Origin of the sequence: Bradyrhizobium betae (genome assembly GCF_004123905.1) — a bacterium.
GTDB lineage: Bacteria > Pseudomonadota > Alphaproteobacteria > Rhizobiales > Xanthobacteraceae > Bradyrhizobium > Bradyrhizobium betae_A.
In genome coordinates, this window is sequence record NZ_MZXW01000037.1 from 1 (window position 1) to 23,100 (window position 23,100).

General features: G+C 64.5%; 22 protein-coding genes, 1 tRNA gene and 1 riboswitch. Of the genes, 17 read left to right on the top strand and 6 right to left on the bottom strand.

What is annotated here, in order from left to right; genetic code table 11:
- Nucleotides 1-244: 244 nt before the first annotated feature.
- Nucleotides 245-319, bottom strand: a tRNA-Gln gene (locus B5V03_RS28040).
- 246 nt (nt 320-565) lie between these two features.
- Here B5V03_RS28040 and B5V03_RS28045 point away from each other — a divergent pair.
- A complete protein-coding gene (locus B5V03_RS28045) occupies nt 566-2,344 on the top strand; it encodes an acyl-CoA dehydrogenase (RefSeq protein ID WP_129273619.1) in 1,779 nt (592 codons plus the stop codon).
- Nucleotides 2,345-2,516: 172 nt separating this feature from the next.
- Here the strand turns inward: B5V03_RS28045 and B5V03_RS28050 are convergent, their stop codons facing one another.
- Nucleotides 2,517-3,752, bottom strand: coding sequence for an MFS transporter (locus tag B5V03_RS28050; protein ID WP_129273620.1), 1,236 nt, complete (start codon nt 3,750-3,752; stop codon nt 2,517-2,519).
- A 309-nt stretch (nt 3,753-4,061) separates the two neighbouring features.
- Here B5V03_RS28050 and B5V03_RS28055 point away from each other — a divergent pair, with 309 nt between their 5' ends.
- The 8 genes from B5V03_RS28055 (at nt 4,062) to B5V03_RS28090 (ending at nt 13,378) form a co-directional block, all read left to right on the top strand.
- The gene (locus B5V03_RS28055) at nt 4,062-4,820 is read left to right on the top strand and encodes an enoyl-CoA hydratase-related protein (RefSeq protein WP_129273621.1); all 759 of its coding nucleotides are present in this window, start codon (nt 4,062-4,064) and stop codon (nt 4,818-4,820) included.
- Between the two features lie 242 nt (nt 4,821-5,062).
- Entirely contained in the window at nt 5,063-6,721 is a 1,659-nt protein-coding gene (locus B5V03_RS28060) for a bifunctional metallophosphatase/5'-nucleotidase (protein WP_129273622.1), read from the top strand.
- 134 nt (nt 6,722-6,855) lie between these two features.
- Nucleotides 6,856-7,785, top strand: a complete 930-nt coding sequence (locus B5V03_RS28065) for a histone deacetylase family protein (RefSeq protein ID WP_129273623.1) — start codon at nt 6,856-6,858, stop codon at nt 7,783-7,785.
- Nucleotides 7,786-7,952: 167 nt separating this feature from the next.
- A complete protein-coding gene (locus tag B5V03_RS28070; RefSeq protein ID WP_008132970.1) occupies nt 7,953-8,204 on the top strand; it encodes an exodeoxyribonuclease VII small subunit in 252 nt (83 codons plus the stop codon).
- Nucleotides 8,205-8,780: 576 nt separating this feature from the next.
- On the top strand, nt 8,781-10,709 hold the full coding sequence (gene dxs, locus B5V03_RS28075; protein WP_164988342.1) for a 1-deoxy-D-xylulose-5-phosphate synthase: 1,929 nt from the start codon (nt 8,781-8,783) through the stop codon (nt 10,707-10,709).
- 113 nt (nt 10,710-10,822) lie between these two features.
- Entirely contained in the window at nt 10,823-11,377 is a 555-nt protein-coding gene (locus B5V03_RS28080) for a nucleoside 2-deoxyribosyltransferase (protein WP_129273625.1), read from the top strand.
- A gap of 26 nt (nt 11,378-11,403) precedes the next feature.
- Entirely contained in the window at nt 11,404-12,138 is a 735-nt protein-coding gene (locus B5V03_RS28085) for a TlyA family RNA methyltransferase (protein WP_164988343.1), read from the top strand.
- Nucleotides 12,131-13,378 (top strand): class I SAM-dependent RNA methyltransferase, encoded by a 1,248-nt coding sequence (locus tag B5V03_RS28090; RefSeq protein WP_129273626.1) that lies wholly within the window; start codon nt 12,131-12,133, stop codon nt 13,376-13,378. The genes B5V03_RS28085 and B5V03_RS28090 overlap by 8 nt, the downstream gene beginning before the upstream one ends.
- 5 nt (nt 13,379-13,383) lie before the next feature.
- On the opposite strand, the gene B5V03_RS28095 is transcribed toward B5V03_RS28090, so the two are convergent.
- A complete protein-coding gene (locus B5V03_RS28095; protein ID WP_129273627.1) occupies nt 13,384-13,986 on the bottom strand; it encodes a hypothetical protein in 603 nt (200 codons plus the stop codon).
- A 167-nt stretch (nt 13,987-14,153) separates the two neighbouring features.
- Between B5V03_RS28095 and B5V03_RS28100 the strand changes: the two genes are divergently transcribed.
- The 3 genes from B5V03_RS28100 to B5V03_RS28110 all read left to right on the top strand — a co-directional run bounded on the left by B5V03_RS28100 (nt 14,154) and on the right by B5V03_RS28110 (nt 17,020).
- Complete coding sequence (locus B5V03_RS28100) at nt 14,154-15,212, top strand: class I SAM-dependent methyltransferase (protein ID WP_164988344.1); 1,059 nt, start codon at nt 14,154-14,156, stop codon at nt 15,210-15,212.
- Between the two features lie 149 nt (nt 15,213-15,361).
- Complete coding sequence (locus B5V03_RS28105; RefSeq protein ID WP_245502359.1) at nt 15,362-16,003, top strand: carboxymuconolactone decarboxylase family protein; 642 nt, start codon at nt 15,362-15,364, stop codon at nt 16,001-16,003.
- Nucleotides 16,004-16,246: 243 nt separating this feature from the next.
- Entirely contained in the window at nt 16,247-17,020 is a 774-nt protein-coding gene (locus B5V03_RS28110) for an enoyl-CoA hydratase/isomerase family protein (protein WP_129273630.1), read from the top strand.
- Nucleotides 17,021-17,039: 19 nt separating this feature from the next.
- Here the strand turns inward: B5V03_RS28110 and B5V03_RS28115 are convergent, their stop codons facing one another.
- Together B5V03_RS28115 and B5V03_RS28120 are read right to left on the bottom strand one after the other, a co-directional pair.
- Nucleotides 17,040-17,672: a hypothetical protein gene (locus B5V03_RS28115; RefSeq protein ID WP_129273631.1), complete on the bottom strand. Its 633-nt coding sequence runs from the start codon at nt 17,670-17,672 to the stop codon at nt 17,040-17,042.
- Between the two features lie 182 nt (nt 17,673-17,854).
- Nucleotides 17,855-18,724, bottom strand: a complete 870-nt coding sequence (locus B5V03_RS28120; protein WP_129273632.1) for a DUF1194 domain-containing protein — start codon at nt 18,722-18,724, stop codon at nt 17,855-17,857.
- 188 nt (nt 18,725-18,912) lie between these two features.
- A riboswitch (Fluoride riboswitch) is annotated at nt 18,913-19,003 on the top strand.
- 103 nt (nt 19,004-19,106) lie between these two features.
- On the opposite strand from B5V03_RS28120, the gene B5V03_RS28125 reads away from it, so the two are divergent.
- Genes B5V03_RS28125 through clpS form a run of 5 tightly spaced genes read left to right on the top strand, consistent with a single transcriptional unit; the run spans nt 19,107 to nt 21,849 of the window.
- Nucleotides 19,107-20,315, top strand: a complete 1,209-nt coding sequence (locus tag B5V03_RS28125; protein WP_129273633.1) for an MFS transporter — start codon at nt 19,107-19,109, stop codon at nt 20,313-20,315.
- A 19-nt stretch (nt 20,316-20,334) separates the two neighbouring features.
- A complete protein-coding gene (crcB, locus tag B5V03_RS28130; protein WP_164988345.1) occupies nt 20,335-20,724 on the top strand; it encodes a fluoride efflux transporter CrcB in 390 nt (129 codons plus the stop codon).
- Between the two features lie 6 nt (nt 20,725-20,730).
- The gene (crcB, locus tag B5V03_RS28135; RefSeq protein WP_129273634.1) at nt 20,731-21,156 is read left to right on the top strand and encodes a fluoride efflux transporter CrcB; all 426 of its coding nucleotides are present in this window, start codon (nt 20,731-20,733) and stop codon (nt 21,154-21,156) included.
- Between the two features lie 2 nt (nt 21,157-21,158).
- Complete coding sequence (locus B5V03_RS28140; protein WP_129273635.1) at nt 21,159-21,500, top strand: DUF190 domain-containing protein; 342 nt, start codon at nt 21,159-21,161, stop codon at nt 21,498-21,500.
- 43 nt (nt 21,501-21,543) lie between these two features.
- Nucleotides 21,544-21,849 carry an ATP-dependent Clp protease adapter ClpS gene (clpS, locus tag B5V03_RS28145; protein WP_129273636.1) on the top strand — a complete coding sequence of 102 codons (306 nt, stop codon included), beginning with the start codon at nt 21,544-21,546 and terminating at the stop codon, nt 21,847-21,849.
- 43 nt (nt 21,850-21,892) lie between these two features.
- On the opposite strand, the gene B5V03_RS28150 is transcribed toward clpS, so the two are convergent.
- A complete protein-coding gene (locus B5V03_RS28150) occupies nt 21,893-23,083 on the bottom strand; it encodes an adenylate/guanylate cyclase domain-containing protein (protein ID WP_129273637.1) in 1,191 nt (396 codons plus the stop codon).
- Nucleotides 23,084-23,100 lie beyond the last annotated feature (17 nt).

A 23,100-nucleotide genomic window follows, 5' to 3' on the forward strand; every position in this document is an offset into this window, starting at 1 on the left:
GAACTCGTAGAACAACGCAGCCTGTTCGACTTGCCGATGTCCCATCATGATCTTCAGTCCTGCCAATTAGACTGACTGAATCACTGATCCCTCTGCGTCGCAACAGTCGCCTTTTTCAACACAATCGACCAAAAAACGAAACCAGCACAGAATTTCCAAATGCGGGGCAAACGGAATTTCCAAATGCACTGGAAATTCCGCCTCGAACAAGGCCGTTTTCATAACAAAGTCAGCGCGTTGGCTCTGGCTGGGGCGGGAGGGATCGAACCTCCGAATGGCGGAATCAAAATCCGCTGCCTTACCGCTTGGCTACGCCCCATTAGGCGACCTGGGGCCGGCGGAAGAATTGACTGCCGCAGATTCCCGATGGTCGCAGCCGGTCTATAGGGAGCGGCGCGGCATTTCAACCGCCTGGAGGGTCAAAATACCACAGCCCCAGGGCGCCCACACCACACCTTATTATAGGTCCGGGCGAACCCGTTCCGGACCGGGGCCGTCCCGCCCATTGAGACCTCCCCCGTTTCATGGGAATACGGCGCCAATAACCTGTCCACGGGAGTGAGCCATGACCTACCGCGCGCCGATCTCTGACATGCTGCTGTCACTCAACCATGGCGCCGGCCTGAAGGCGGCCATGGAGGCAGGCCATTACGGCGATTTCGACGGCGACATCGTTGCCGCCGTGCTGGAGGAAGCGGGCAAGTTCGCAACCGACGTGCTGGCGCCGCTCAACAAGGTCGGCGACGAGCACGGCATCAAGCTCGACGATGGCAAGGTCACGACCGCGCCGGGCTGGCCCGATGCCTACAAGCGCTGGACCGAGGGCGGCTGGAACGCGGTCTCGGGCCCCGAGGATTTCGGCGGCCAGGGCCTGCCGATCGCGATCAACGCAGCCTGCACCGAGATCTGGAGCGCGTCGAACCTTGCCTTCGGCCTCTGCCCGCTGCTGACGGCCTCGGCGATGGAGGCGCTGGAGGCGCATGGCAGCGACGAGCTGAAGAAAATCTATCTCGAAAAGCTCGTCTCCGGCGAATGGACCGGCACGATGCAGCTGACCGAGCCGCAGGCCGGCTCCGACGTCGGCGCGTTGCGCACCCGCGCCGAGAAGATGGCCGACGGCACCTATCGCATCAAGGGGACGAAGATCTTCATCACCTATGGCGAGCACGACATGACCGACAACATCGTGCACTTCGTGCTGGCGCGCCTGCCCGATGCGCCGACCGGCACCAAGGGGATATCGCTGTTCCTCGTACCGAAATTCATGGTGAATGCCGACGGCTCGCTCGGTGCGCGCAACGACATCTTTGCCAGCGGCGTCGAGCACAAGCTCGGCATGCATGCCTCGCCGACCTGCACCATGACCATGGGCGATCATGGCGGCGCCATCGGCTTCCTGGTCGGTGAAGAGAACCAGGGCATGCGCTGCATGTTCACGATGATGAACCAGGCTCGCCTCGGCGTCGGCCTGGAGGGCGTCGGCGTCGCCGATCGCGCCTATCAGCAGGCCCTCGCGTATGCGCAGGAGCGCAAGCAGGGCCGCGCCCTGGGCAAGAAGGGTGACGGTTCGGATGCGATCTTCGTCCATCCCGACGTGAAGCGCATGCTGATGCGGATGCGGGCACAGACCGCCGCCGCGCGCACCATCTGCTATGCGACCGCGGTCGCACTCGACGTCTCCACGCGCGCCAACGATCCGAAGGTTCGCGCCGATGCGGCCGCGCGCGCGGCGCTGCTGACGCCGATGGCAAAGGGCTATTCCACCGATATCGGCAACGAGGTGGCCTATCTCGGCGTGCAGGTGCATGGCGGCATGGGTTTCATCGAGGAGACTGGCGCTGCGCAGCATTATCGCGATGCGCGCATCACCACGATCTACGAGGGCACCAACGGCATCCAGGCGATCGACCTCGTGACGCGAAAACTCGCGGCCAATGGCGGCGCCTCGGTGTGGGCGCTCCTCGACGAGCTCGCTGCGACCGTCAAGCAGATCGAGGCCTCCAACGATCCCGCTTTCGGCACCACGGGCGTGAAATTGCGCGAGGCGCTGGAGGCGCTGACGCGCACCAGCAAATGGCTGCTGGAGCGCGTTGCGTCCGCGCCGAATGAGGCGCTCGCAGGTGCTACGCCGTATCTCCAGCAGTTCGGTTCGACGCTCGGCGGCTGCATGCTGGCCTCCGAAGCGCTCGCCGCGAAAGCCGACGGCAACACCGACGCATCGCGCTACGTCTCGCTCGCGCGCTTCTTCGCCGAGAACATCGCAGTGCAAGCCGGCGCGCTGGAGCGTACGGTAACGGAGAGTGCGGAGTCGGTTGCGGCGGCGGATGCGGTGTTGTTGGGGTGAGGCGGGACGCTCCTCTCCGCTGTCATTCCCCGCGAAGGCGGGGAATCCAGTACGCCGCGGCTTCTCGATAAACAACTGACGCATCGGAGTACTGGATCGCCCGATCAAGTCGGGCGATGACACCGGATGTGTGGCGCGATGCTGTCCCTGATTGCGCTTCGCTCCATCCGCGCTACGAAGCCGCGAGCTTCGCCCGCCTTCCCGGCCGCCACAACACGACGCCCGCGGCCACGAGATCCAGCACCACGCACATCGCGAACGCCGTGGTGTAATCGCCGGTGAGACTGCGCACGAGGCCGACGATGCCGGGGCCGAAGGCGCTGACGATGCCACTGATCGACGTTCCCAATCCCATCGCGGCGGCGAAGGCGGCAGAGCCGATCTCGCGCTGGATAATCAAGGGCGGGAACGTGATCATGTTGCCGATCGAGAAGCCGTAGACGGCGCAGCACATCAGCAGCACCGTCGGGCTCTCGCTCTGCACGAGCACGAACAGCGCGGCCGCCTGGCTCGTCATCGACGCCGCACAGGCGAGCCTGGGATCGAGCCGGTCGACGAACAGGCCGAGCGACAGCCGTCCGACCACCGCCATCGCCGCCATGATGGTGACCGCAAGGCCGGCCGCGTAGCGCCCGATCAGCGGCTCGAGGAACGTCACCTGGTGGATGATGAACCCCATCTGCGCCAAGAGCGCGATCGCGATCGGCAGCACCATGGTCCAGAACGCCGCGTTGGCGAGCAGCGCCCTGCGGGACGTCCGCGAGGTCTGCCCATCGGCAGACGAACGCCCGCCCGATGCCGGCGACATCGGCGTCGGCCAGCCGATGAAGATCACGACCACCGGCAGCACCAGCACCACCATCGCCATCGTCGCCGCCAGCATGGCGGAGCGGAAGCCGATGCTATCGGACAGCGACAGCAGCAGCGGAACGAGGACGATGCCGCCGCAGGTCGCGCCGTTGAAGGCGAGGCTGAGCGCGAGGCCGCGGCGCCGCTCGAACCAGGAATTCAGCAGGGTCGCGATCACCACCGTGCCCATGCCGGTCCAGCCGACCGACATCAGCGCGTAGGCGAGATAGAGCTGCCAGGGCGTCTGCATCAGCGCCAGCACCATCGTCGATGCACCCAGCGCCGAGAGGCCGCACAGGATCAGCGACCGCAGCCCGATGCGGGCGAGCAGATCGTCGGTGAAGATGACGAGGACGGAGGTCAGGAGAAACGAGAAGGTGCTGGCCGCCGAGACCAGCGTGCCCGGCCAGCCATGAGCACGCTGGAGCTCGGCGAGATAGACGCCCTGGCCGTAGAGGCCGAAACCGAACATGAAGAAGGCCATCAGGAAACAGGCCAGCACGATGCGCCAGCCGTGATAGTGCAGCGAGGATTCGTCAACGCCCGTTGCGGCAATCATCAATCGAGCAATCGTCCAAAGGACACGGCAGCGGCTGAGATCGTGCCCTACAACCACCGGTTTTTCAAATGAAACATTGTAGCCATTTGTTGCAATGCGCAACTGCATGTGCGAAGCAATACAACCGGCGTAATCAGGTACGGCGGTTCCCGAACGGAAGCGAGTCGTGACGGCGGCCTCATGCGCCGGGTTCACGGAATCGTCGCCGAAAAGGTCGCGCGGGCGGATTGGCACGCCAGCAAGATGATGTAGGCTGACGCTTGCGAGACTCGCCAAAGTCAAGCGTCGCGGCGACCGCAGGGGGTCTTTATGCCGAACGGCAATATCGTCGTCACCGAAGAGCGTGGAACGCGGGTGATCACCTTGCGCCGCCCCGGCAAGAAGAACGCGATCACGCAGGAGATGTATCGGGAGATGAGCCGCGCGATCGACACCGCGCAGAACAACCCCGACATCCGCTGCATGATCATCACCGGCGGCTCCGGCGTGTTCACCGCGGGCGACGACATCGACGATTTTCTCCAGGCCGACACGGCACGCCCGGAGACATTGTCGAACGGTGCCAAATTTCTCTATTCGCTCGCCCTCAATAGCAAACCGATCATCGCAGCCGTGGACGGCGCGTCGATCGGCATGGGCACCGTGATGCTGTTCCATTGCGACTACGTGCTGGCGTCAACCGCTGCGACCTTCTCCGCGCCCTACATCCATCTCGGCCTGGTGCCGGTCGGTGCCGCCAGCCTGTTGATGCCGAACACGATGGGCTATCAGCGCGCCTTTGCGATGCTGATCATGGGCCGGAGCTTCACCGCCGCGGAGGCGCACGCGGCCGGCTTCGTCAACACCGTGGTCTCGCCGGGACATACCGAGGTCGAGGCGCGCAAGGTGGCGCGGGAAATCTGCCGGCTGCCCGCCGAGGCGGTCGCGATCTCGCGCAAGCTGCTGCGTGCCCCGCCGGAGGAGCTCACCCGCCGCATCGACCAGGAGGCCCACCTGTTCGGCGAACGGTTGAAGTCGGACGACGCCGTGGCCGCGTTCAATGCGTTCGCGAACCGGAAGAAGCGGTGAAGCGCTGGCCCTTACCCTCCCCTCGTTCGCGCGAAGCGCGAGCGGGGTGGGGTGAGCCGCGAAAAGACTTTCGCCCGTATGCGCGAGACTCTCAAGCACTTGATTCTGGGATAGTCTGTCACCCCGCCCCGGTTCGCATTTCATGCGAACCGACCCGCCCCCTCAAGGGGCGGGTGGGAGCACGCGGCACGTTCACGACAATGCTTCGTGAATTCTTCGCGCGGAACGACTAATCTTGTTCCATGCGACATCTTCTCCGCCTGACCACTTTCGCGCTCGCGCTCGCCACCCTCCCCGCTGCGGCCCAGACCGCCGCGCCCGTGGAGCTCCGCATTCTCGCGATCAATGATTTCCATGGCAATCTGCGGCCGCCGCCCGGCGGCATCCGCATCAATGATCCCGAGGACAAAGCCAAAAAGGTCATGGTGGCGGCCGGCGGCGCCGAATACATGGCGACGCTGGTCAAGCAATTACGCGAAGGACACAAGAACACGATCTTCGTGGCTGCCGGCGACCTCATCGGCGCGAGCCCGTTTTTATCGGCGATGTTCCACGACGAGCCGTCGGTCGAGTCGCTCTCGATGATGGGGCTCGCGATCACCTCGGTCGGCAATCACGAATTCGACGAGGGCAAGACCGAGCTGCTCAGAATGCAGAACGGCGGGTGCCATCCCGTTGACGGCTGCCAGGGGCCGCATCCCTTCACGGGCGCCAAATTCCATTACCTTGCGGCCTCCACCGTGGAGACCGCGACCGGAAAAAGTGTGCTACCTTCTTACGAGATCCGTGAGTTCGAAGGCATCCCCGTCGCCTTCATCGGACTGACCTTGAAGGAGACTGCAGGCATCGTCTCACCCGCCGGCATCGCCGGGCTCGAATTCCGCGACGAAGCCGAGACGGTGAACGCGCTGGTGCCGCAGTTGAAGGCCCGCGGCGTGGAAGCGATCGTGGTGCTGATTCACCAGGGCGGTGAGCCCTCAGGCGACTACAATGAATGCCCTGCCATTACCGGGCCGATCGTCGATATCGTCAAAAAGTTCGACCGCGCCGTCGACGTCGTCGTCAGCGGCCACACGCATCGTGCCTACATTTGTCAAATCGACGGCCGACTCGTCACCAGCGGCGACAAATACGGCACGCTGGTCACCGCAATCGATCTCAAGCTCGATCCCGCAACGCGCGACATCGTCGGCGCCAAGGGCGAGAACGTCATCGTCGCCAATGCCTCACTCGCGAAGGACCCCGAGCAGACCGCGCTAATCGACGCCTATGACAAGCTGTCGGCACCGATCGCCAACCGGCCGGCTGGATCGGTGACGCAGACGCTGTCGCGTGTTCCGAACGAGGCCGGCGAGAGCGCGCTCGGCGACGTCATCGCCGACGCCCAACTCTTCGCCACGAGAGATGCGAAGGATGGCAGCGCTGTCATTGCCCTCACCAATCCAGGCGGCATCCGCATCGACATCATCCCGAAGGAGAACGGCGCGGTGTCGTTCGGCGAGTTGTTCGCCAGCCAGCCGTTCCGCAATCGCCTCGTCACCATGACGCTGACAGGCAGCCAGCTCAAGGACATGCTGGAGCAGCAATGGCTCGATCCGAAGCGCCCGCGAATCCTTCAGGTGTCGAACGGCTTCAACTACACTTGGGACGCGGCAAAACCGTTCGGCGAGCGCGTCGCCCTTGAGAAGATGATGCTCAACAGCAGGCCGATCGAACCTGGAAGCGGCTACCGCGTCACCGTCAACGATTACCTCGCTGTCGGCGGCGACGGCTTTACGGCTGCAAAACAAGGCACAGCGCCACAATATGGCGGCTACGACGCGGACGCGCTGTTCGCGTTCTTCAGGGCGCACGGACCGATCGGTCCGCTGCCACCGACCCGCATCCTCCGCGTGAATTGATCCGGATCAAACGGACTGGTCCGGGACCACCCTTTGCCATTCCCTTGGGAACGCCTAGATTGCGTTTTGCATTGCGTTTTGGCGCCGGATGCGCCAAGCGACGTCAAGAGCCCGTATTCTGTGAGGCCGACCTGATGAGCACGCTTCTCCTCTCCCACAAGGCCTGCCTCGACCACGTCACCCCGCCCGGACATCCTGAAAGACCGGACCGCCTGCGCGCGGTGGAGGAAGCGCTGTCAGTTGAGCGTTTCCAGTTCCTGGCGCGCGATCAGGCGCCGGAGGGCGATCTCGATCTCGTGACGCTGTGCCACAACGAGCATTACGTCACTGAGCTGCGCCACATCGCGCCGACCAGCGGACAGGTCTATATCGACGGCGACACCTCGATGTCACCGGGCACATGGGAAGCGGTGATGCGCGGCGTCGGCGGCGCGGTGGCGGCGACCGAAGCGGTGATGAATGGCGAGCACCGCAACGCCTTCGTCGCGGTGCGCCCGCCCGGCCATCACGCCGAGATCGGCAAGCCGATGGGCTTCTGCTTCTTCGACAATGTCGCGATCGCGGCGCGCCACGCGCAGCGCAAATACGGCATCAAGCGCGCGGCTATCGTCGATTTCGACGTGCATCACGGCAACGGCACCCAGGACATCTTCTGGTCGGACCCGACCGTGATGTACTGCTCGACGCATCAGATGCCGCTGTTTCCGGGCACCGGCGCCAAAGGCGAGCGCGGCGACCACGACACCATCGTCAATGCGCCGCTCGCCTCCGAGGACGGCGGCCCCGAATTCCGCATCGCGTTCGAGAATTTGATTCTGCCGCAACTCGAAAAATTCAGCCCCGAGCTTCTGATCATCTCCGCGGGCTTCGATGCGCATTACCGCGATCCGCTGGCCTCGCTGAATTTGCGCGCGGAAGACTATGCCTGGGTGACGCGCAAACTGATGGACCTCGCCGACAAGTCCGCCGGGGGACGTGTTGTGTCCGTGCTCGAAGGCGGCTACGACCTGCAAGGATTGAAAGAATCTGTTACGGCGCATGTCGGCGCCCTGATGGGCGCCTGAAGCGCGATTGGGATAAATCACAATCGCGCTTTAGATTATCGTTTGAGCATGATCTTATCGGAAAACCGCTGCACACTTTTCCGGATCATGCTCTAGCGCCCGCCACATTAAGCCCGCAAAACGCGCCTTCTCTGCGAGGAATGCGAATCGGGCAATCGGAAGCTTATATGGCCGAAAATACCCAAGTGGACGTCTCCAGGCTCACCTTCGAGCGCGCGATCGAGGAACTCGAGACGATCGTGAAGCGGCTCGAAGACGGCAAGGTGCCGCTCGAGGAATCCGTGACGATCTACGAGCGCGGCGAGGCGCTGAAGCGCCGCTGCGAGGAATTGCTGCGTCAGGCCGAGGCGCGCGTCGACAAGATCACCACCGACGCCAGCGGTCAGGCCACCGGCACCGCGCCGCTCGACGTCCAGTAGGCCGCCCGTCGCGAGCATCGGCCGGGTGCAATTTTTCATGATAGCACGCTGCTGATTCCACTTGTGGGACCAGGTCGCCAAAGGCACAAGGTTCCGGGAACTCACGCGCGAGGGTCTATGGCCCTCGCAAATCCGGCAAAAAAGCCTTCGTCTCGCCCAAAATCCTGCCAAGGAACCGGGCAAGGCTGGAACTTCCGCTCCGGCGCCACGGTTAACCAATCTGGCCCACGGGTTGCACGTGCATGGCCGTAATCAGTCCGGCGGGTTGGCTTTGGCCCAAGCTTTGGTGTAAAGCTGCCCGGAGCGTGGCTTTTTGTTAGCCTTGCGTAGGCATCGATTACCAACGACAAGCGCTTCAAATTGCTAATGAAATTGGCTGGGGACGGACGAAGCCGATCTAAGTGACAGGGATCACAGAGACTGAACCGGAGCGCACTTAAGCTCACCTAAGCTTGAAGACGGGGCTTTGCCCCATGCAGGTGGCTCCGACGGTTTTAGGACTCGCGCTGCGCCGATATTGTGCAAACCCATCGCGCACCGGAACGATCTTCCGGCGCTGAAAAATTGGAAATCGCCGTGAACGCATACAGTAAGACGCCGCTTCTCGACACCATCCGGACGCCGGATGACCTGCGCAAGCTCAAGATCGAGCAGGTTCGCCAGGTCGCCGACGAGCTGCGTCAGGAGACCATCGACGCCGTCTCGGTAACCGGCGGTCACTTCGGCGCGGGCCTCGGCGTGGTCGAGCTCACCACCGCGATTCATTACGTCTTCGACACGCCGCGCGACCGGCTGATCTGGGACGTCGGCCACCAGGCCTATCCGCACAAGATCCTGACCGGCCGGCGCGACCGCATCCGCACGTTGCGCACCGGCGGCGGCCTGTCCGGCTTCACCAAGCGCAGCGAGAGCGATTACGATCCGTTCGGTGCGGCGCATTCCTCGACCTCGATCTCCGCCGGCCTCGGCATGGCGGTCGCGCGCGACCTCGCCGGCGGCAAGAACAACGTTATTGCAGTGATCGGTGACGGCGCGATGTCGGCGGGCATGGCCTATGAGGCCATGAACAACGCCGGCGCCATGAACTCGCGCCTGATCGTCATCCTCAACGACAACGACATGTCGATCGCGCCGCCGGTCGGCGCCATGAGCGCCTATCTGTCGCGTCTCTACTCCGGCAAGACCTATCGCACGCTGCGCGATGCGGCCAAGCAGATCAACAAGCGCCTGCCCAAGATCCTTGCCAACCGCGCCAACCGCGTCGAGGAATATTCGCGCGGCTTCATGATGGACGGCGGCACGCTGTTCGAGGAGCTCGGCTTCTATTACGTCGGCCCGATCGACGGTCACAATCTCGACCATCTGCTGCCTGTGCTGAAGAACGTGCGGGACATGGAGACCGGCCCGATCCTGGTCCACGTCGTCACGCAGAAGGGCAAGGGCTACGGCCCGGCGGAAGCCTCCGCCGACAAGTACCACGCGGTCGTCAAGTTCGACGTCGCCACCGGCACCCAGGCCAAGTCCAAGCCGAATGCGCCCGCCTACCAGAACGTGTTCGGTCAGAGCCTCGTCAAGGAGGCCGAGAAGGACGACAAGATCGTCGCCATCACCGCGGCGATGCCGTCCGGCACCGGCGTCGACATCTTCAACAAGGCGTTCCCGGACCGCACCTTCGACGTCGGCATCGCCGAGCAGCACGCGGTGACCTTTGCCGCCGGTCTCGCGACCGAAGGCTACAAGCCGTTCTGCGCGATCTACTCGACCTTCCTGCAGCGCGGCTACGACCAGATCGTGCATGACGTCGCGATCCAAAACCTCCCCGTGCGCTTCGCCATCGACCGCGCCGGCCTCGTCGGCGCCGACGGCGCGACGCATGCCGGCTCGTTCGACAACGCCTATCTCGGCTGCCTGCCGAACATGGTGATCATGGCGGCGGCCGATGAGGCCGAGCTCGTGCACATGGTGGCGACCCAGGTCGCGATCAACGACCGTCCAAGCTCGCTGCGCTATCCGCGCGGCGAAGGCCGCGGCATCGAGATGCCCGAAGTCGGCGTTCCCCTCGAGGTCGGCAAGGGCCGCATGATCCGCCAGGGCAGCAAGATCGCCTTGCTCTCCTTCGGCACGCGCCTCGCCGAATGCGAAAAGGCGGCCGACGAACTCGCCGCCCACGGCCTCTCCACTTCGATCGCCGACGCGCGCTTCATGAAGCCGCTCGACACCGAGCTCGTGCTCAAGCTCGCGCGTGACCACGACGTCCTGATCACGGTCGAGGAAGGCTCGGTCGGCGGCTTTGGCTCGCATGTCGCGCAGTTCCTGACCGACCAGGGCGCGCTCGACACCGGTATGGTCAAGTTCCGCACCATGGTGCTGCCCGACGTGTTCCAGGACCACGACACCCCGGCCGCGATGTACGGCCGCGCCGGTCTCGACGCCAAGGGCATCGTCGCCAAGGTGTTCGAAGCGCTCGGCAAGGACGTCAAGACCGAGACGGTCAAGCTCGCCTAATTGCCAAACGGACGCTGCCCCTACCTCTCCCGCTTGCGGGAGAGGTCGGATCGCGCAAGCGCAGTTTTCGCCGTGGCCCGCAGCTCGTCTGATTTCTTCAGAGCGATCACTCCATGAAAATCTATCTGGCAGGCCCCGACGTGTTCCTGCCGGATGCGGTTGAGATCGGACGGCAGAAGGCCGCGATCTGCGCTGCGCATGGCCTCACCGGCCTCTATCCCCTCGACAACGCGATCGACCTCACCGCTCCTGACGCTTCGCGGCAGATCTTTGCCGCCAACGAAGCCATGATGGACCAGGCCGATGCGATCATCGCGAACCTGACGCCGTTCCGCGGCGCGGGCGCTGATCCCGGCACCGTCTACGAGCTCGGCTACATGGCCGGCCGCCGCAAGTTCTGCGTGGCCTATTCCAACGATGGCGCCACCTATGCCGACCGCCTCACGCGCTTCATGGACGTCACCTCCGAGGACGGACGGCTGGTCGACGCGCAGGGGCTCACGGTCGAGGATTTCGGCCTCGTCGACAACCTCATGATGATCCACGCGCTGGAACTGCACGGCTGCCCGCTGGTGACGCCGGCCACGATGCCGATCGACGTCTGGCACAATCTTGCCGCGTTCGAGGCTTGCGTCCGGATGGCGGCTGCGCGATTGATCGCACCATAAGCGCTTCAGTCGCCCTCGGAGAGATCATGCCCCCTGCCCGCAAGCGCGCGGATGTTCTGCTGGTCGAGCGCGGCCTGTTCGAGAGCCGGGCGCGGGCGCGCGCGGCCATCGAAGCCGGCCTCGTCACGGCCGACGACAAGCAGGTCGCAAAGCCGTCGGAGACGATCGCCGAGGACGCGGTGATTCGGGCCGAGCCTGCGCATCCCTACGTCTCGCGCGGCGGCGTCAAGCTCGCCGGCGCGCTCGACCGCTACCCTATCGAGATCGAGGACCATGTCTGCCTCGACGTCGGCGCCTCCACCGGTGGCTTCACCGAAGTGCTGCTGGCGAACGGTGCGAGCCTGGTGTTCGCAATTGATGTCGGCACCAGCCAGCTGCATCCCTCGCTGCGCGGTCATCCCAAGATCGTGTCGATGGAGGAGACCGACATCCGCGCCTATGACGGCAAGCGGCTGCCGGCGCGGCCCGATATCGTCGTCATCGATGTCAGTTTCATCTCGCTGAAGATCGTGCTGCCCGTGGCGCTGTCGCTGGCGGCAGCACCCATGAGCCTGCTGGCGCTGATCAAACCGCAATTCGAGGCCGATCGGACGCACAACAAGAAGGGCATCGTCCGCGACGCCGCCGTGCATCAGGAGATCTGCGACGACATCGCGGCGTTTGCCGCGTCGCTCGGCTGCACCGATATCGAGGTGTTCCCCTCCTCGATCACGGGCGGCGACGGCAACATCGAATTCTTCCTGGGCGCGCGCCGTGGTTGAGCGCGTGAGGATCGATCACGTCGGCCATCGCGGCGACGGCGTCTCGCTCACGACGGGCGATGCGCTTTATGTGCCCTACACGCTTGGCGGCGAGACCGTCGAGGTCGATCACGTCGCCGGCCAGCATCCCGACCGGCGCAAGCTGCTGGCAGTAGACGTCGTCAGCCCCGAGCGCATCGAACCGTTCTGTCCGCATTTCGGTGTCTGCGGCGGCTGCGCGATTCAGCATTGGGCGGCCGAGCCCTATCACGCCTGGAAGCGCAACATCGTTGTCGAGACGCTGGCGCAGGCCGGCCTCGATTGCGAGGTCGCGCCGCTGGTGGACGCCCACGGTATGGGGCGCAGGCGCGTCACGCTGCACGGCCGGTTCGGCACGCACGACATGCTCAAGGTCGGCTTTTCCGCCGCAAGCTCGCACGATGTGATTCCGATCCATCGCTGCCCGATCCTCGATCCCGCGCTCGAAGGTGCGCTCGATGCTGCCTGGGCGCTTGCCGAACCGCTGACGTCGGGGATGCCGGTGACGAAGCCGCTGGATATCCAAGTCACCGCCACTGCCAACGGCCTTGACGTCGACGTGCGCGGCTCCGGCCCGCTGCCGACGCCGCTCGTCACGGCGCTGTCGCGCGTCGCCGAGCAGCATCGGCTGGCTCGGCTGACGCGGCACGGCGAACTGGTGCTGCAACGCCTGCCTCCGACGGTGCAGATGGGACGTGCCGAAGTGACGCTGCCGCCGGGCTCCTTCCTGCAAGCAACCGTCGCGGGTGAAGCAACGCTGGCCGCACTCGTCGCCGAGCGCGTCGGCAAGGCCAAGGAGGTTCTCGACCTCTTCTGCGGCGTCGGGCCGTTCGCGCTACGGCTTGCCGAAAAGGCCCGCGTCACTGCCTATGACAACGACGCCAGCGCAGTCGCAGCGCTGGCGAAAGCTGCGCGCACGCCAGGGCTGAAGCCAATCAAGGCCGAACCGCGTGACCTGTTCCGCCGCCCATTGGTGCCGCCGGAGTTGCGCGATTTCGACGCCGTGGTGTTCGATCCCCCGCGCCAGGGCGGGCAGGCGCAGGCGCTGAAACTTGCCGCGAGCAAGGTGCCCGTGGTGATCGCGGTCTCCTGCAACGCCGCGACGTTCGCCCGCGATGCGCGGTTGCTGATCGACGGTGGTTACAAGATTGAGGCGGTGGTCCCGGTCGACCAGTTTCGACATACGCCGCATGTGGAATTGGTCGCGAAGTTTACGAGGTAATTTTCTTACCGCCGAAGGCCACTCAGCGCCGGTGACTCGCCCGGCAGCACGTTCGATTTGATATCGCTGTCCATGCGGCCGGAGTCCTGCTGGGTGAACCCGGCCCCGAACGACAGGCTGAGGTTCGATGTCGGTTTGAACTCGACACCCGCGAATGCGCCGTAGCCGGGCGAGGCGCCCGAGGTGAGCGGTGCAAGCGAGCTGCCGATGCCGTCGCCGTACTTCTGCGAGCTGAAGCCGGCAAAGAATGAGACCGGCATTCCGCCCGCGGTCTTGGTGTTGTAACCGAACTGCGTGCTGTCATAAGAGAGCGCGCTGAAATTGCCGGCTGATGCGGTCTGGCTCAGCCCGCCGAAACCGAGGCTGCCGCGTTGGCTTCCAACGAAGAAGCCGGGACGAAAATCATAGCCTCCGTTGGCATCGCCGGCCTTGAAGCTCGGGAAATTGCCGTAGCTGTCCGAGCTCTGGCCGGCAACACCGCCGAAGCCGAAAGGCCCGCCCGGGATCCAATATCGCATGGGGGGGGCTTGCGCCTGAGCCGGCGCTTCGCCGAGGCAGAGCACCGCAAAGAGAGCTGCAAGACCGTAACAACGTACAAGGTTGGACATTCAGGTGACCATCGAAAAGTCCGCGAATTATACCCTCCGGATATCGTGAATGCCAGCGCAGCGACACCAGTCATCCCTTGAGTTCCGGGATCACGTTTTCCCGCCACGTTGAACTTCCCGTACCCCGGATTGACCCACGTAAGGGGCGCGTCAGCATGGAGGCTGTCATGGAGGTCAATTCCGACAGGTTAAATGCCTTTATGGGCAAGATGATCACCGAGGTCGGGGCCGCGATGAACGCGTCGCTGGTCCTGCTCGGCGACAAGCTCGGTCTCTACCGCGTCCTCGCCGCCAAGGGACCGATGAGCTCGTCCGAGCTCGCAAGCGCCACCGGAACGAACGAACGCTATGTCCGCGAGTGGCTGGCGAGCCAGGCGGCGTCCGGTTACGTCGAATACGACTCCGCTTCCGGAAATTTCTCGATGCTGCCGGAGCAAGCCATGGCGCTTGCCGACGAGGACAGCCCGGTGTTTCTCGGCGCGGTCGGCAATGTCATCGCCGCGGCGTTTCTCGACGAGCCGAAGATCACGGACGCATTCAAGTCCGGCAAGGGCGTCGGCTGGAACCGGCGCAGCGAGTGCCTGTTCTGCGGCACCGCCCGCTTCTTCCGCACCGGCTACATGCACAATCTGGTGCAAGCGTGGCTGCCCGCGCTCGACGGCGTCGTGGACAAGCTGAAGCGCGGCGCCAAGGTCGCCGATGTCGGCTGCGGACACGGCGTCTCGACACGGCTCATGGCGGAAGCCTTTCCGAACTCCCGCTTCTACGGCTTCGACTATCACGAGGGCTCGATCGAGGCCGCGCGAAAGGCCGCTACCGAGGCGAAGCTGGGCGACCGGGTCAGCTTTGCTGTCCACTCGGCCAAGACCTACCCGGCCGAGGGCTACGATCTCGTCTGCTTCTTCGATTGCCTGCACGACATGGGCGATCCGGTCGGCGCCATCCGCCACGTGCGCGAGAGCATGGCGAAGGACGGCACCTGCATGCTGGTCGAACCATTCGCGGGCGACCGCCTCGAAGACAATCTCAATCCGGTCGGGCGCGTCTACTACGCGGCGTCGACCATGATCTGCACGCCGGCCTCGCTCGATCAGGAGGTGGGCCTGGCGCTCGGCGCGCAAGCCGGCGAGGCCAGGCTGCGCCAGGTTGCCAGCGAGGGCGGCTTGTCGCGCTTCCGCCGCGCGGCTGAAACGCCGTTCAATTTGATCCTGGAGGCACGAATCTAACCTCCGTCAAGGCGGACGCGTGGAGGCGGCATACGGCCATGCCGATGCCGCAGCCTCGCCCGGTGCCGACATCCTTGCCTCGCTCGCGCCGCAACGTAAGCTGGCGATCGAGCAAGGCGGCGTGAGTCCGCCAGAATGGGAGGATGCCGATGCGATATGTGGGCCTGGCGCTGATTGCGCTGCTCGCCGTGACGATCTCGGGGGCGGGCCACGCGGCCGAACCGACCCGCTTCACACCGCTGAAGCCGGACGAGCTTAGCCCGCCGCAGAAGGAATGGGCGGATGCGATCGCCGTGCCACCGCGCAACGCCAAATTCGCCAATCCGCCCTATCGCGCCTATATCCGCAACCCGGAGCTCGCCCCAAAACTCTCGGCGATGTCGGACTATCTGCGCTGGAATTCGTCGCTGCCGGCGCGCCTCAGCGAGTTCGCGATCCTGATCACTGCGCGGCAGTGGACGGCGCAGTATGAATGGTTCGCGCATTATCCACTCGCGATGAAGGCCGGGCTCGATCCCGAGGTCGCCAAGGACGTCGCCAACGGCGTGCGGCCCAGGGCGATGAAGGATGACGAAGCCGCGCTCTATGATCTCGCGATGGCGCTCTATCGCGACAAGAAGGTGTCCGACGACATCTACCGCACGGCGCAGCAAAAATTCGGCGAGCGCGGTATCATGGATATCATCGGCCTGATCGGCTATTACGATCTGGTCTCGATGACACTGATCACGATGCAGGCCGAAGCGCCAAACGACAGCGTGCCGCTGCTACCGCCGCTCGCGGCGAAATAAAGGCATAACGTCAGGCCGTCGAGCGCAATTCTATCACCGTCACCCTGAGGTGCTCGCCGCTTCGGCGAGCCTCGAAGGGCGACGGCCCGGCTGCATCGGGGCCGATTCATCCTTCGAGGCTCACCATGAGGCGCGCTGCGCCCCATGGTGAGCACCTCAGGATGACGGGGATGGATTTGAGTACGCTGCCTCAACCTCATGATAGCGAGCGCAGCGAAGCTGCCTGAAAGCATGGAGACCCCGATGACATCTGACGACCCCGTCGCCTACGAACGCGCAGGCAACATCGTCCGCATCACGCTGCGCCGTCCGCCCGTCAACGCGCTGAGTCTCGAGGTGATCCGTGCGGTGGTCGCGGCGCTGCGTCGTGCGGCTGAGGATTCGGAGGCGCGCGCGGTCGTTCTCGCGAGCGCGATTCCAAAGCGCTTTTCGGCGGGCCTCGACCTCGACATCCTGCTCGGCAAATCCGGCGCCCAGATCCGCGAATTCCTCCAGGCGCTCTACATCGACCTCTACGATGCGCAATACGGGCTTGGAAAACCGTCGATCGCCGCGGTCGGCGGTGCGGCGCGCGGCGGCGGCATGACCATGGCGGTGTCCTGCGACGTCGTGCTCGCGTCGGAGAGCGCGACGTTCGGCTATCCCGAGATCGACGTCGGCGTCATCCCCGCGATCCACTACGCCCATCTGCCCCGCATCGTCGGTCGTCACCGCGCCTTCGAGCTGCTGTTCACGGGCCGCGTCTTCAGCGCCGCACAGGCGCGCGAGCTCGGCGTGGTGAACCGCGTCGTCGGAGATGCAGAGCTCGGAGCCGAGGGCGAGAGGCTCGCGGCGCAATTCGCCGCGAAATCGGCCGCGGTGCTGCGGATGGGCCGCGCCGCCTTCATGCGCCAGATTGATCTCGACTATCGGCGCAGCATCGCCAGCGCAGTGGACGATTTCTGCAACGTCGCGACGTCGGACGAGGCGCAGGAGGGGTTGAGAGCATTCGTGGAGAAGCGAGCGCCGAATTGGTGAGGGATCTGCCCAGCCGCGCTCAGGCGGTCTTGTCGACCGTAGATGACGAATCCGCGGGCGGGTACTTCGTCACGGGCACCATGAAGGACCTGGTGCCGACCTGGTAGATGATCTTGCCGTTCTTTCCGTCGTCGGTCGCGATCTGCGACTGCCCGAACATGATGACGTTCTTGTAGACGTAACCGGTGCCTTGGCGGGTAATGCCGTCAGTGGTGACGCTGACCGTGGCTTCCTTGCCGTTGATGGCGAGGACGCGGAAGCTCGCGCTCTTGCCGTTGTCGCTGGAGTAGCCTCCCCAGCTTCCCATCAGGTTGCTGTCGGAGGCCGGCGGCGCCTGCTTCTCCAGGGACGCAGTCTGCTTGCCAGCGCCCGCGGAGGACAATAGCACCAGGTTCTTGCCGTCCTTGGTGCCGACCGTGATGTTGCCGAAGGTGATAAGCGAGCCACTGACTTGGCCAAAACCGCGCTCTGTATGTCCATTATGGGTGTACTCGACCTGTGCCCGGGCACCGCGGATGTTCACGACCTTGAAGCCGACGGGCTGGTTGTTGCCTGCCCAATTGCCCTTCCAGTCACCGACCAGAGCGCTCTGATGATACATCCGCTCGTTGGCGGGCGAAATCTGGCTGGTGCTCGACGAGATGACGGCCATTGGATTGCTCAGCGGACGAGTCTGATCAACCCGCCTTCGTTCGCTTCCTGATCAGCAACTTAGAGTGGCCGACCGGAAACCGACAGAAACAATCTGATTAGGACCACGCCCGTAGTTAACGAGCGGTTAAATTCAACCGCCTGGCGAGCCGAGAACCGATATCCATTTCGCTCGAAAACGCTTCAGCGCCCCCAGCGGTCCGACCAGATCTTCTCGCCGATCATGCAACTGACCCGCGGCTCCTTGTCCTTGTCGGCGACCCGCATCACGGGACGCTCAGGCATGCGGCCAGCAACCTCCATCAGAAGCTTGGTGCGGATCGCTTCCTTGAACTTGTCGCGGTCCTTGATCGTGATGACGAAGGAGCCGGGTCCGCCGACAACGCAGTCCTCGTAATAGTAGTCGAGATTGTCGATATCCATGGTCGAATAGGACGGCTCCTTGACCATGATCGGCAGGCCATTGATGACGATGCCCTTCTCGATCGCGGCGTCGCGCGCCACCGTGACCGGCCCGCCATTGTTGTTGGGACCGTCACCGGAAATGTCGATCACGCGGCGCAAGCCGCGATAGGGATCCTCGTCGAACAGCGGCATCGCGAAATTGATCGCGCCGGAGATCGACGTGCGCGACGCCCGCCGGATCGGAGTCTTCATGATTTCGGCGGCGACCGCATCCGCCGTCTCTGGCCCGTCGATCAGCCGCCAGGGGATGATGATCTTCTGATCGGTGGAAGCGGCCCATTCGAAATAGGTCACCGCGATCCGGCCGTTGGGGCCGAGCTTCAACGCCTGCAGAAACTCCTTCGACTGGATCGCCTGCGCATAGCCTTCGCGCTGGATCGCGAGCTCGTCCATATCCATGGAGTAGGACACGTCGACCGCCAGGACGAGCTCGACATCGACCGTCTGTGCATCCCTGTCGATCGCCAGCCGCTGCGGCTGATTTTTGGGTGACTCAAATTTGGGCCCTGGTGCCGCGATGCCCGCGACGTCCCCTCCGGCAAACATGCCGGCCACAAGCACAGCCCCGATCGAGAACAGCATGCGCATCGCAGTCTCCCGTCGTATGACGCGATGGTGACATGCAATCTGCTTGCCGCAAAGTACGAAGATCGCTTGCGCTTCACATTCAAGTGCATCGCTGCCGCCATATCGCCACGGTCGCGCCGCCGGAACACGCGCGATGTGGAGACGCTCCCCCGCCCACTTGTCCGCGGTGATTTCCATGCTAGGCTGGACGCACAGATGGGGATGGAGTCCCCCGAGAACCGCCCGGCGGCCTTGACCCGTAATCCTGGACCGTAGTGGGCTAATGACTCCTGCTTGAGGTGGGGCAATCTTTGAGCCTCTGCCTTTGGCGGGAGCATGGACAAACCCGCCAATGGCGGGTTTTTTGTTGCCTGGAGACGAAGGCGAAGGAGAAGTCCCGGACGTGGCGACGACGACACCGAAAGCTGCACGCGGCGGATTGCCCCGGGGGATCTGGGTGCTCGGCTTCGTCTCGATGCTGATGGACGTCTCCTCCGAGATGATCCACGCGCTGCTGCCGGTCTATCTCGTCACCGTGCTCGGCGCGTCCACGCTCACGGTCGGCTTCATCGAAGGCATCGCGGAGGCCACGGCCTCGATCACAAAGATCTTCTCCGGTGCGTTGTCGGACTGGCTCGGCCGCCGCAAGCTGCTCGCCGCGCTCGGCTACGGCCTTGCCGCGCTGACAAAACCGCTGTTTCCGCTCGCGCCCAGTGTCGGATGGCTGGTGGCGGCACGCTTCATCGACCGGGTCGGCAAGGGTATTCGCGGCGCGCCGCGCGATGCACTGATCGCCGATATCGCGCCCGCGGGCTTGCGCGGCGCGAGCTTCGGGCTGCGGCAATCGCTCGACACCATCGGCGCCTTCGTCGGACCGCTCGTGGCGATCGGTCTGATGTGGTGGACGGCGGACAATTTTACCCTTGTCTTCTGGGCGGCGGTGCTGCCAGCCTTCCTGTCGTTCGGCTTGATCGCCTTCGCGGTGAGCGAGCCGGAGCCGGACCCGAGCCGAGAGCCTGCGAAGAATCCGCTGAACAGCGCCGCGATGCGGCAGCTCGGATCGGTGTACTGGCGCGTCGTCGCGGTCGGAATCGTCTTCACGCTCGCGCGCTTCAGCGAGGCGTTCTTGATCCTGCGCGCGCAGAATATCGGTCTCAATGCGATGTGGGTGCCGGCCGTGCTGGTGCTGATGAACATCACTTACGCGCTCTCCGCCTACCCGGCCGGCGTGCTGTCGGACCGCATCAACCGGACCGGCCTGCTCGCGCTCGGCCTCGTCTTTCTCGCCGGCGCCGATCTGGCGCTCGCGCTGCTGCCGAGCCTTGCGGGCCTCGCGCTCGGCGTCGTGTTGTGGGGGCTGCATATGGGATTGACGCAAGGCCTGCTCTCAGCCCTGGTCGCCGATGCCGCGCCGCCGAACCTGCGCGGCACCGCTTTCGGCTATTTCAACCTGTTCACAGGCCTCGCCTTGCTGACCGCGAGCGTGATCGCCGGCGCGCTATGGGATAGCTATGGCCCGGCCGGCACGTTCCTCGCCGGGCTCGGCTTCGCGCTGGTCGCGCTCGTGGGGCTACTCACCGTCGGCAACGGGCTGGCAGCGGAGGATAAGTGAGGATGAGAGGGCGTTCGTCGTGCTGAGCGGAGTGATCGCGATCGTGATCGGCAGCGTGCTGGGCGGCTGCGCCCGCTATTTCGTCTCCGGCGCGATCGCGCGGCGGCTGGGCGAGACGTTTCCCTGGGGCACAATGACCATCAACGTCACCGGCGCCTTCCTGATCGGCATCTTTGGTGCGCTGGCAACCCACCCGGGCTCGATGTTCGCCGCGCCCAATCCATGGCTGTTCGCGGTGACCGGCTTCCTTGGCTGCTACACCACGGTGTCCTCGTTCAGCCTGCAAACACTGACGCTGGCGCGGAACGGCGAGCCGCTGCACGCACTCGGCAATATCGTGCTCTCGGTCGGGCTGGGCCTCGCCGCTGTCAGTTGCGGCTTCCTCCTCGCGGACAGCTTTGGAGGGTAGAGGCAGATGAACCTCCCCCCTGCCGATCGCTGGCGCACTGCGGTGCTCTATGCCTGGGTTGCCGCCGGCAGCATCGCCGGCGGGCTGACGCGCTACCTCGTCGGGCTCGCGCTCGACACCGGTCCCGGCTTCCCTACGGCAACACTGTTCATCAACGCCACGGGCTCGCTGATCATCGGCTTCTACGCGACGCTGACCGGCCCTGACGGCCGCGTGCTGGCGCGGCCCGAGCACCGGCAGTTCGTCATGACCGGGTTCTGCGGCGGCTACACGACCTTCTCGACCTTCAGCCTCGAGACCTTCCGCCTGTTCCACGGCGGCATGAAGTACACTGCGCTTGCCTATATCGCGGCGTCCGTCATCTGCTGGCTGGTGTCGGTCTGGCTCGGCCATATGATGGCGAGCCGCTATAACCGCTTGACAAGGAGCTGATCATGCAAATCCCCAATCAGGCAGTTTCGCTCCGGATCTTCATCGGCGAGAGCGACCATTTCGACGGCAAGCCGCTCTACGAAGCGATCGTGATGACGGCGCGCGAGCGGCATCTCGCCGGCGCCACCGTGCTGCGCGGCCCCATGGGCTTCGGCAAGTCGAGCCGGCTCCACACCTCGAAGATCCTGCGGCTCTCGGAGGATCTTCCACTGCTCATCGAGATCGTCGACAGCGAGGACAGCATCAATGCATTCCTGCCCATCCTGGATGGCATGATGTCGAGCGGCCTGATCACCTTGGAGAAGGTGCAGGTCCTGCAATATGGTGAGAAGGCCGCGAGCTGATCGCTCCGACGGGAACCCGAGCCCGCCGTTTTCCGGAGGCGGAATGAACGACACTGTCACCACCCCGAAAACGCGGACCAGGACCAAGGTCGAGCGGCCCAAGCTGCACAAGGTCATCCTAATCAACGACGACTTTACGCCGCGCGAATTCGTCACGATGATCCTCAAGGCAGAATTCCGCATGACCGAGGATCAGGCCTACAAGGTGATGATCACCGCCCACAAGCTGGGCGCCTGCGTCGTCGCCGTGTTCACCAGGGACGTCGCCGAGACCAAGGCGACGCGCGCCACCGACGCCGGCCGCGCCAAGGGCTACCCGCTGCTGTTCACGACGGAGCCGGAGGAGTGAGCAATGATCTTGCGGCGCTGAATGACCATCAGAAAGTCGCAGATCACGCCATCACCACCGGCGTCTCCTCGGCGAGCCCGTACACGCGTTGCGCCTTGGAAAATCCCGCGATCGGAAATTCGCCGAGTTCGCGCCACCCTTCGCGGCAGACACTTGCAAAGCCCTCCGACACGACTACGGTGCGGCCGAGCCGGCCGGCGATCTTCTCCAGCCTTGCGGCGAGATTGACGGCGGGGCCGATGCAGGTGAAGTCGAGGCGATTGCCGCCGCCGATATTGCCGTAGAGGATGTTGCCGACATGCAGCGCGACGCCGAAGCGGAAGCGCTCGACGATGTCGCCGACGGGATAAGCGAGCGCCTCGACACTGGCGCGGGATTCGCGCGCGGCTTCCAGCACGCGCGTGCAGACATGGGCGGCATCGCCGACATATTCGTCGATCGGGAACACCGCGAGCAGGCCGTCGCCCATGAACTTCAGCACCTCGCCGCCATGGCCGCGGATCGCGGCGACCTGGCAGTCGAAATACTGGTTGAGGATCTCGACCACGGTCTCGGCCGGCAGCCTGTCCGACAGCGCGGTGAAGCCGCGTAAGTCCGACAGCCAGATCGCAGCCTGCATGGTGTCGTTGTGGCCGCGGCGGATCTGGCCGCCGAGGATGCGCGCGCCGGCGCGGTTGCCGACATAGGTGTCGAGCAGCATCTCAGCGGTGCGGCGCAGGCTGATGATCTCTGCGACGCGCGCCAGCGGCGTCACGATGGAGCGGATCGCCGCGATGTCGTCGTCGCTGAAGCCGCCGGGATGCCGCGTGACCCAGCTCGTCGCGTGGATCGAGCCGTCGAGATAGTGCATCGGCATCGCGAGATAGTCGGTCACGCCTTCGGCGCGCATGTCGTCGAGGAACGGAAACCGCTTGCTGTCGGGGTCGTCCATGCGGCCCCTGACCTCCAGCCCCTCCTCGAATACGATCCGAAGCGGACTTTTGGCGAATTCGGGGGTCTCCAGGATCTCGAAATCGACGGTGCCGATCTCGACCTTCTGGCCTTCCCGCCAGATGAAGTTGCGGCCGAAGATTTCCGGATGCAGCGTGCGGATGAAGATGCCGAACCGCGACAGCGGCAGCCCGGCCGCGACCAGATGCTCGCAGACATCGGCGATCATCTCGGCCGGCGTCCCCGACGACCTCGCGCCGTCGATCAGCCAGTTGGTGATGCGCTGAATCTCGGAGTTTTGCATGTCCGCATTTGCGGACG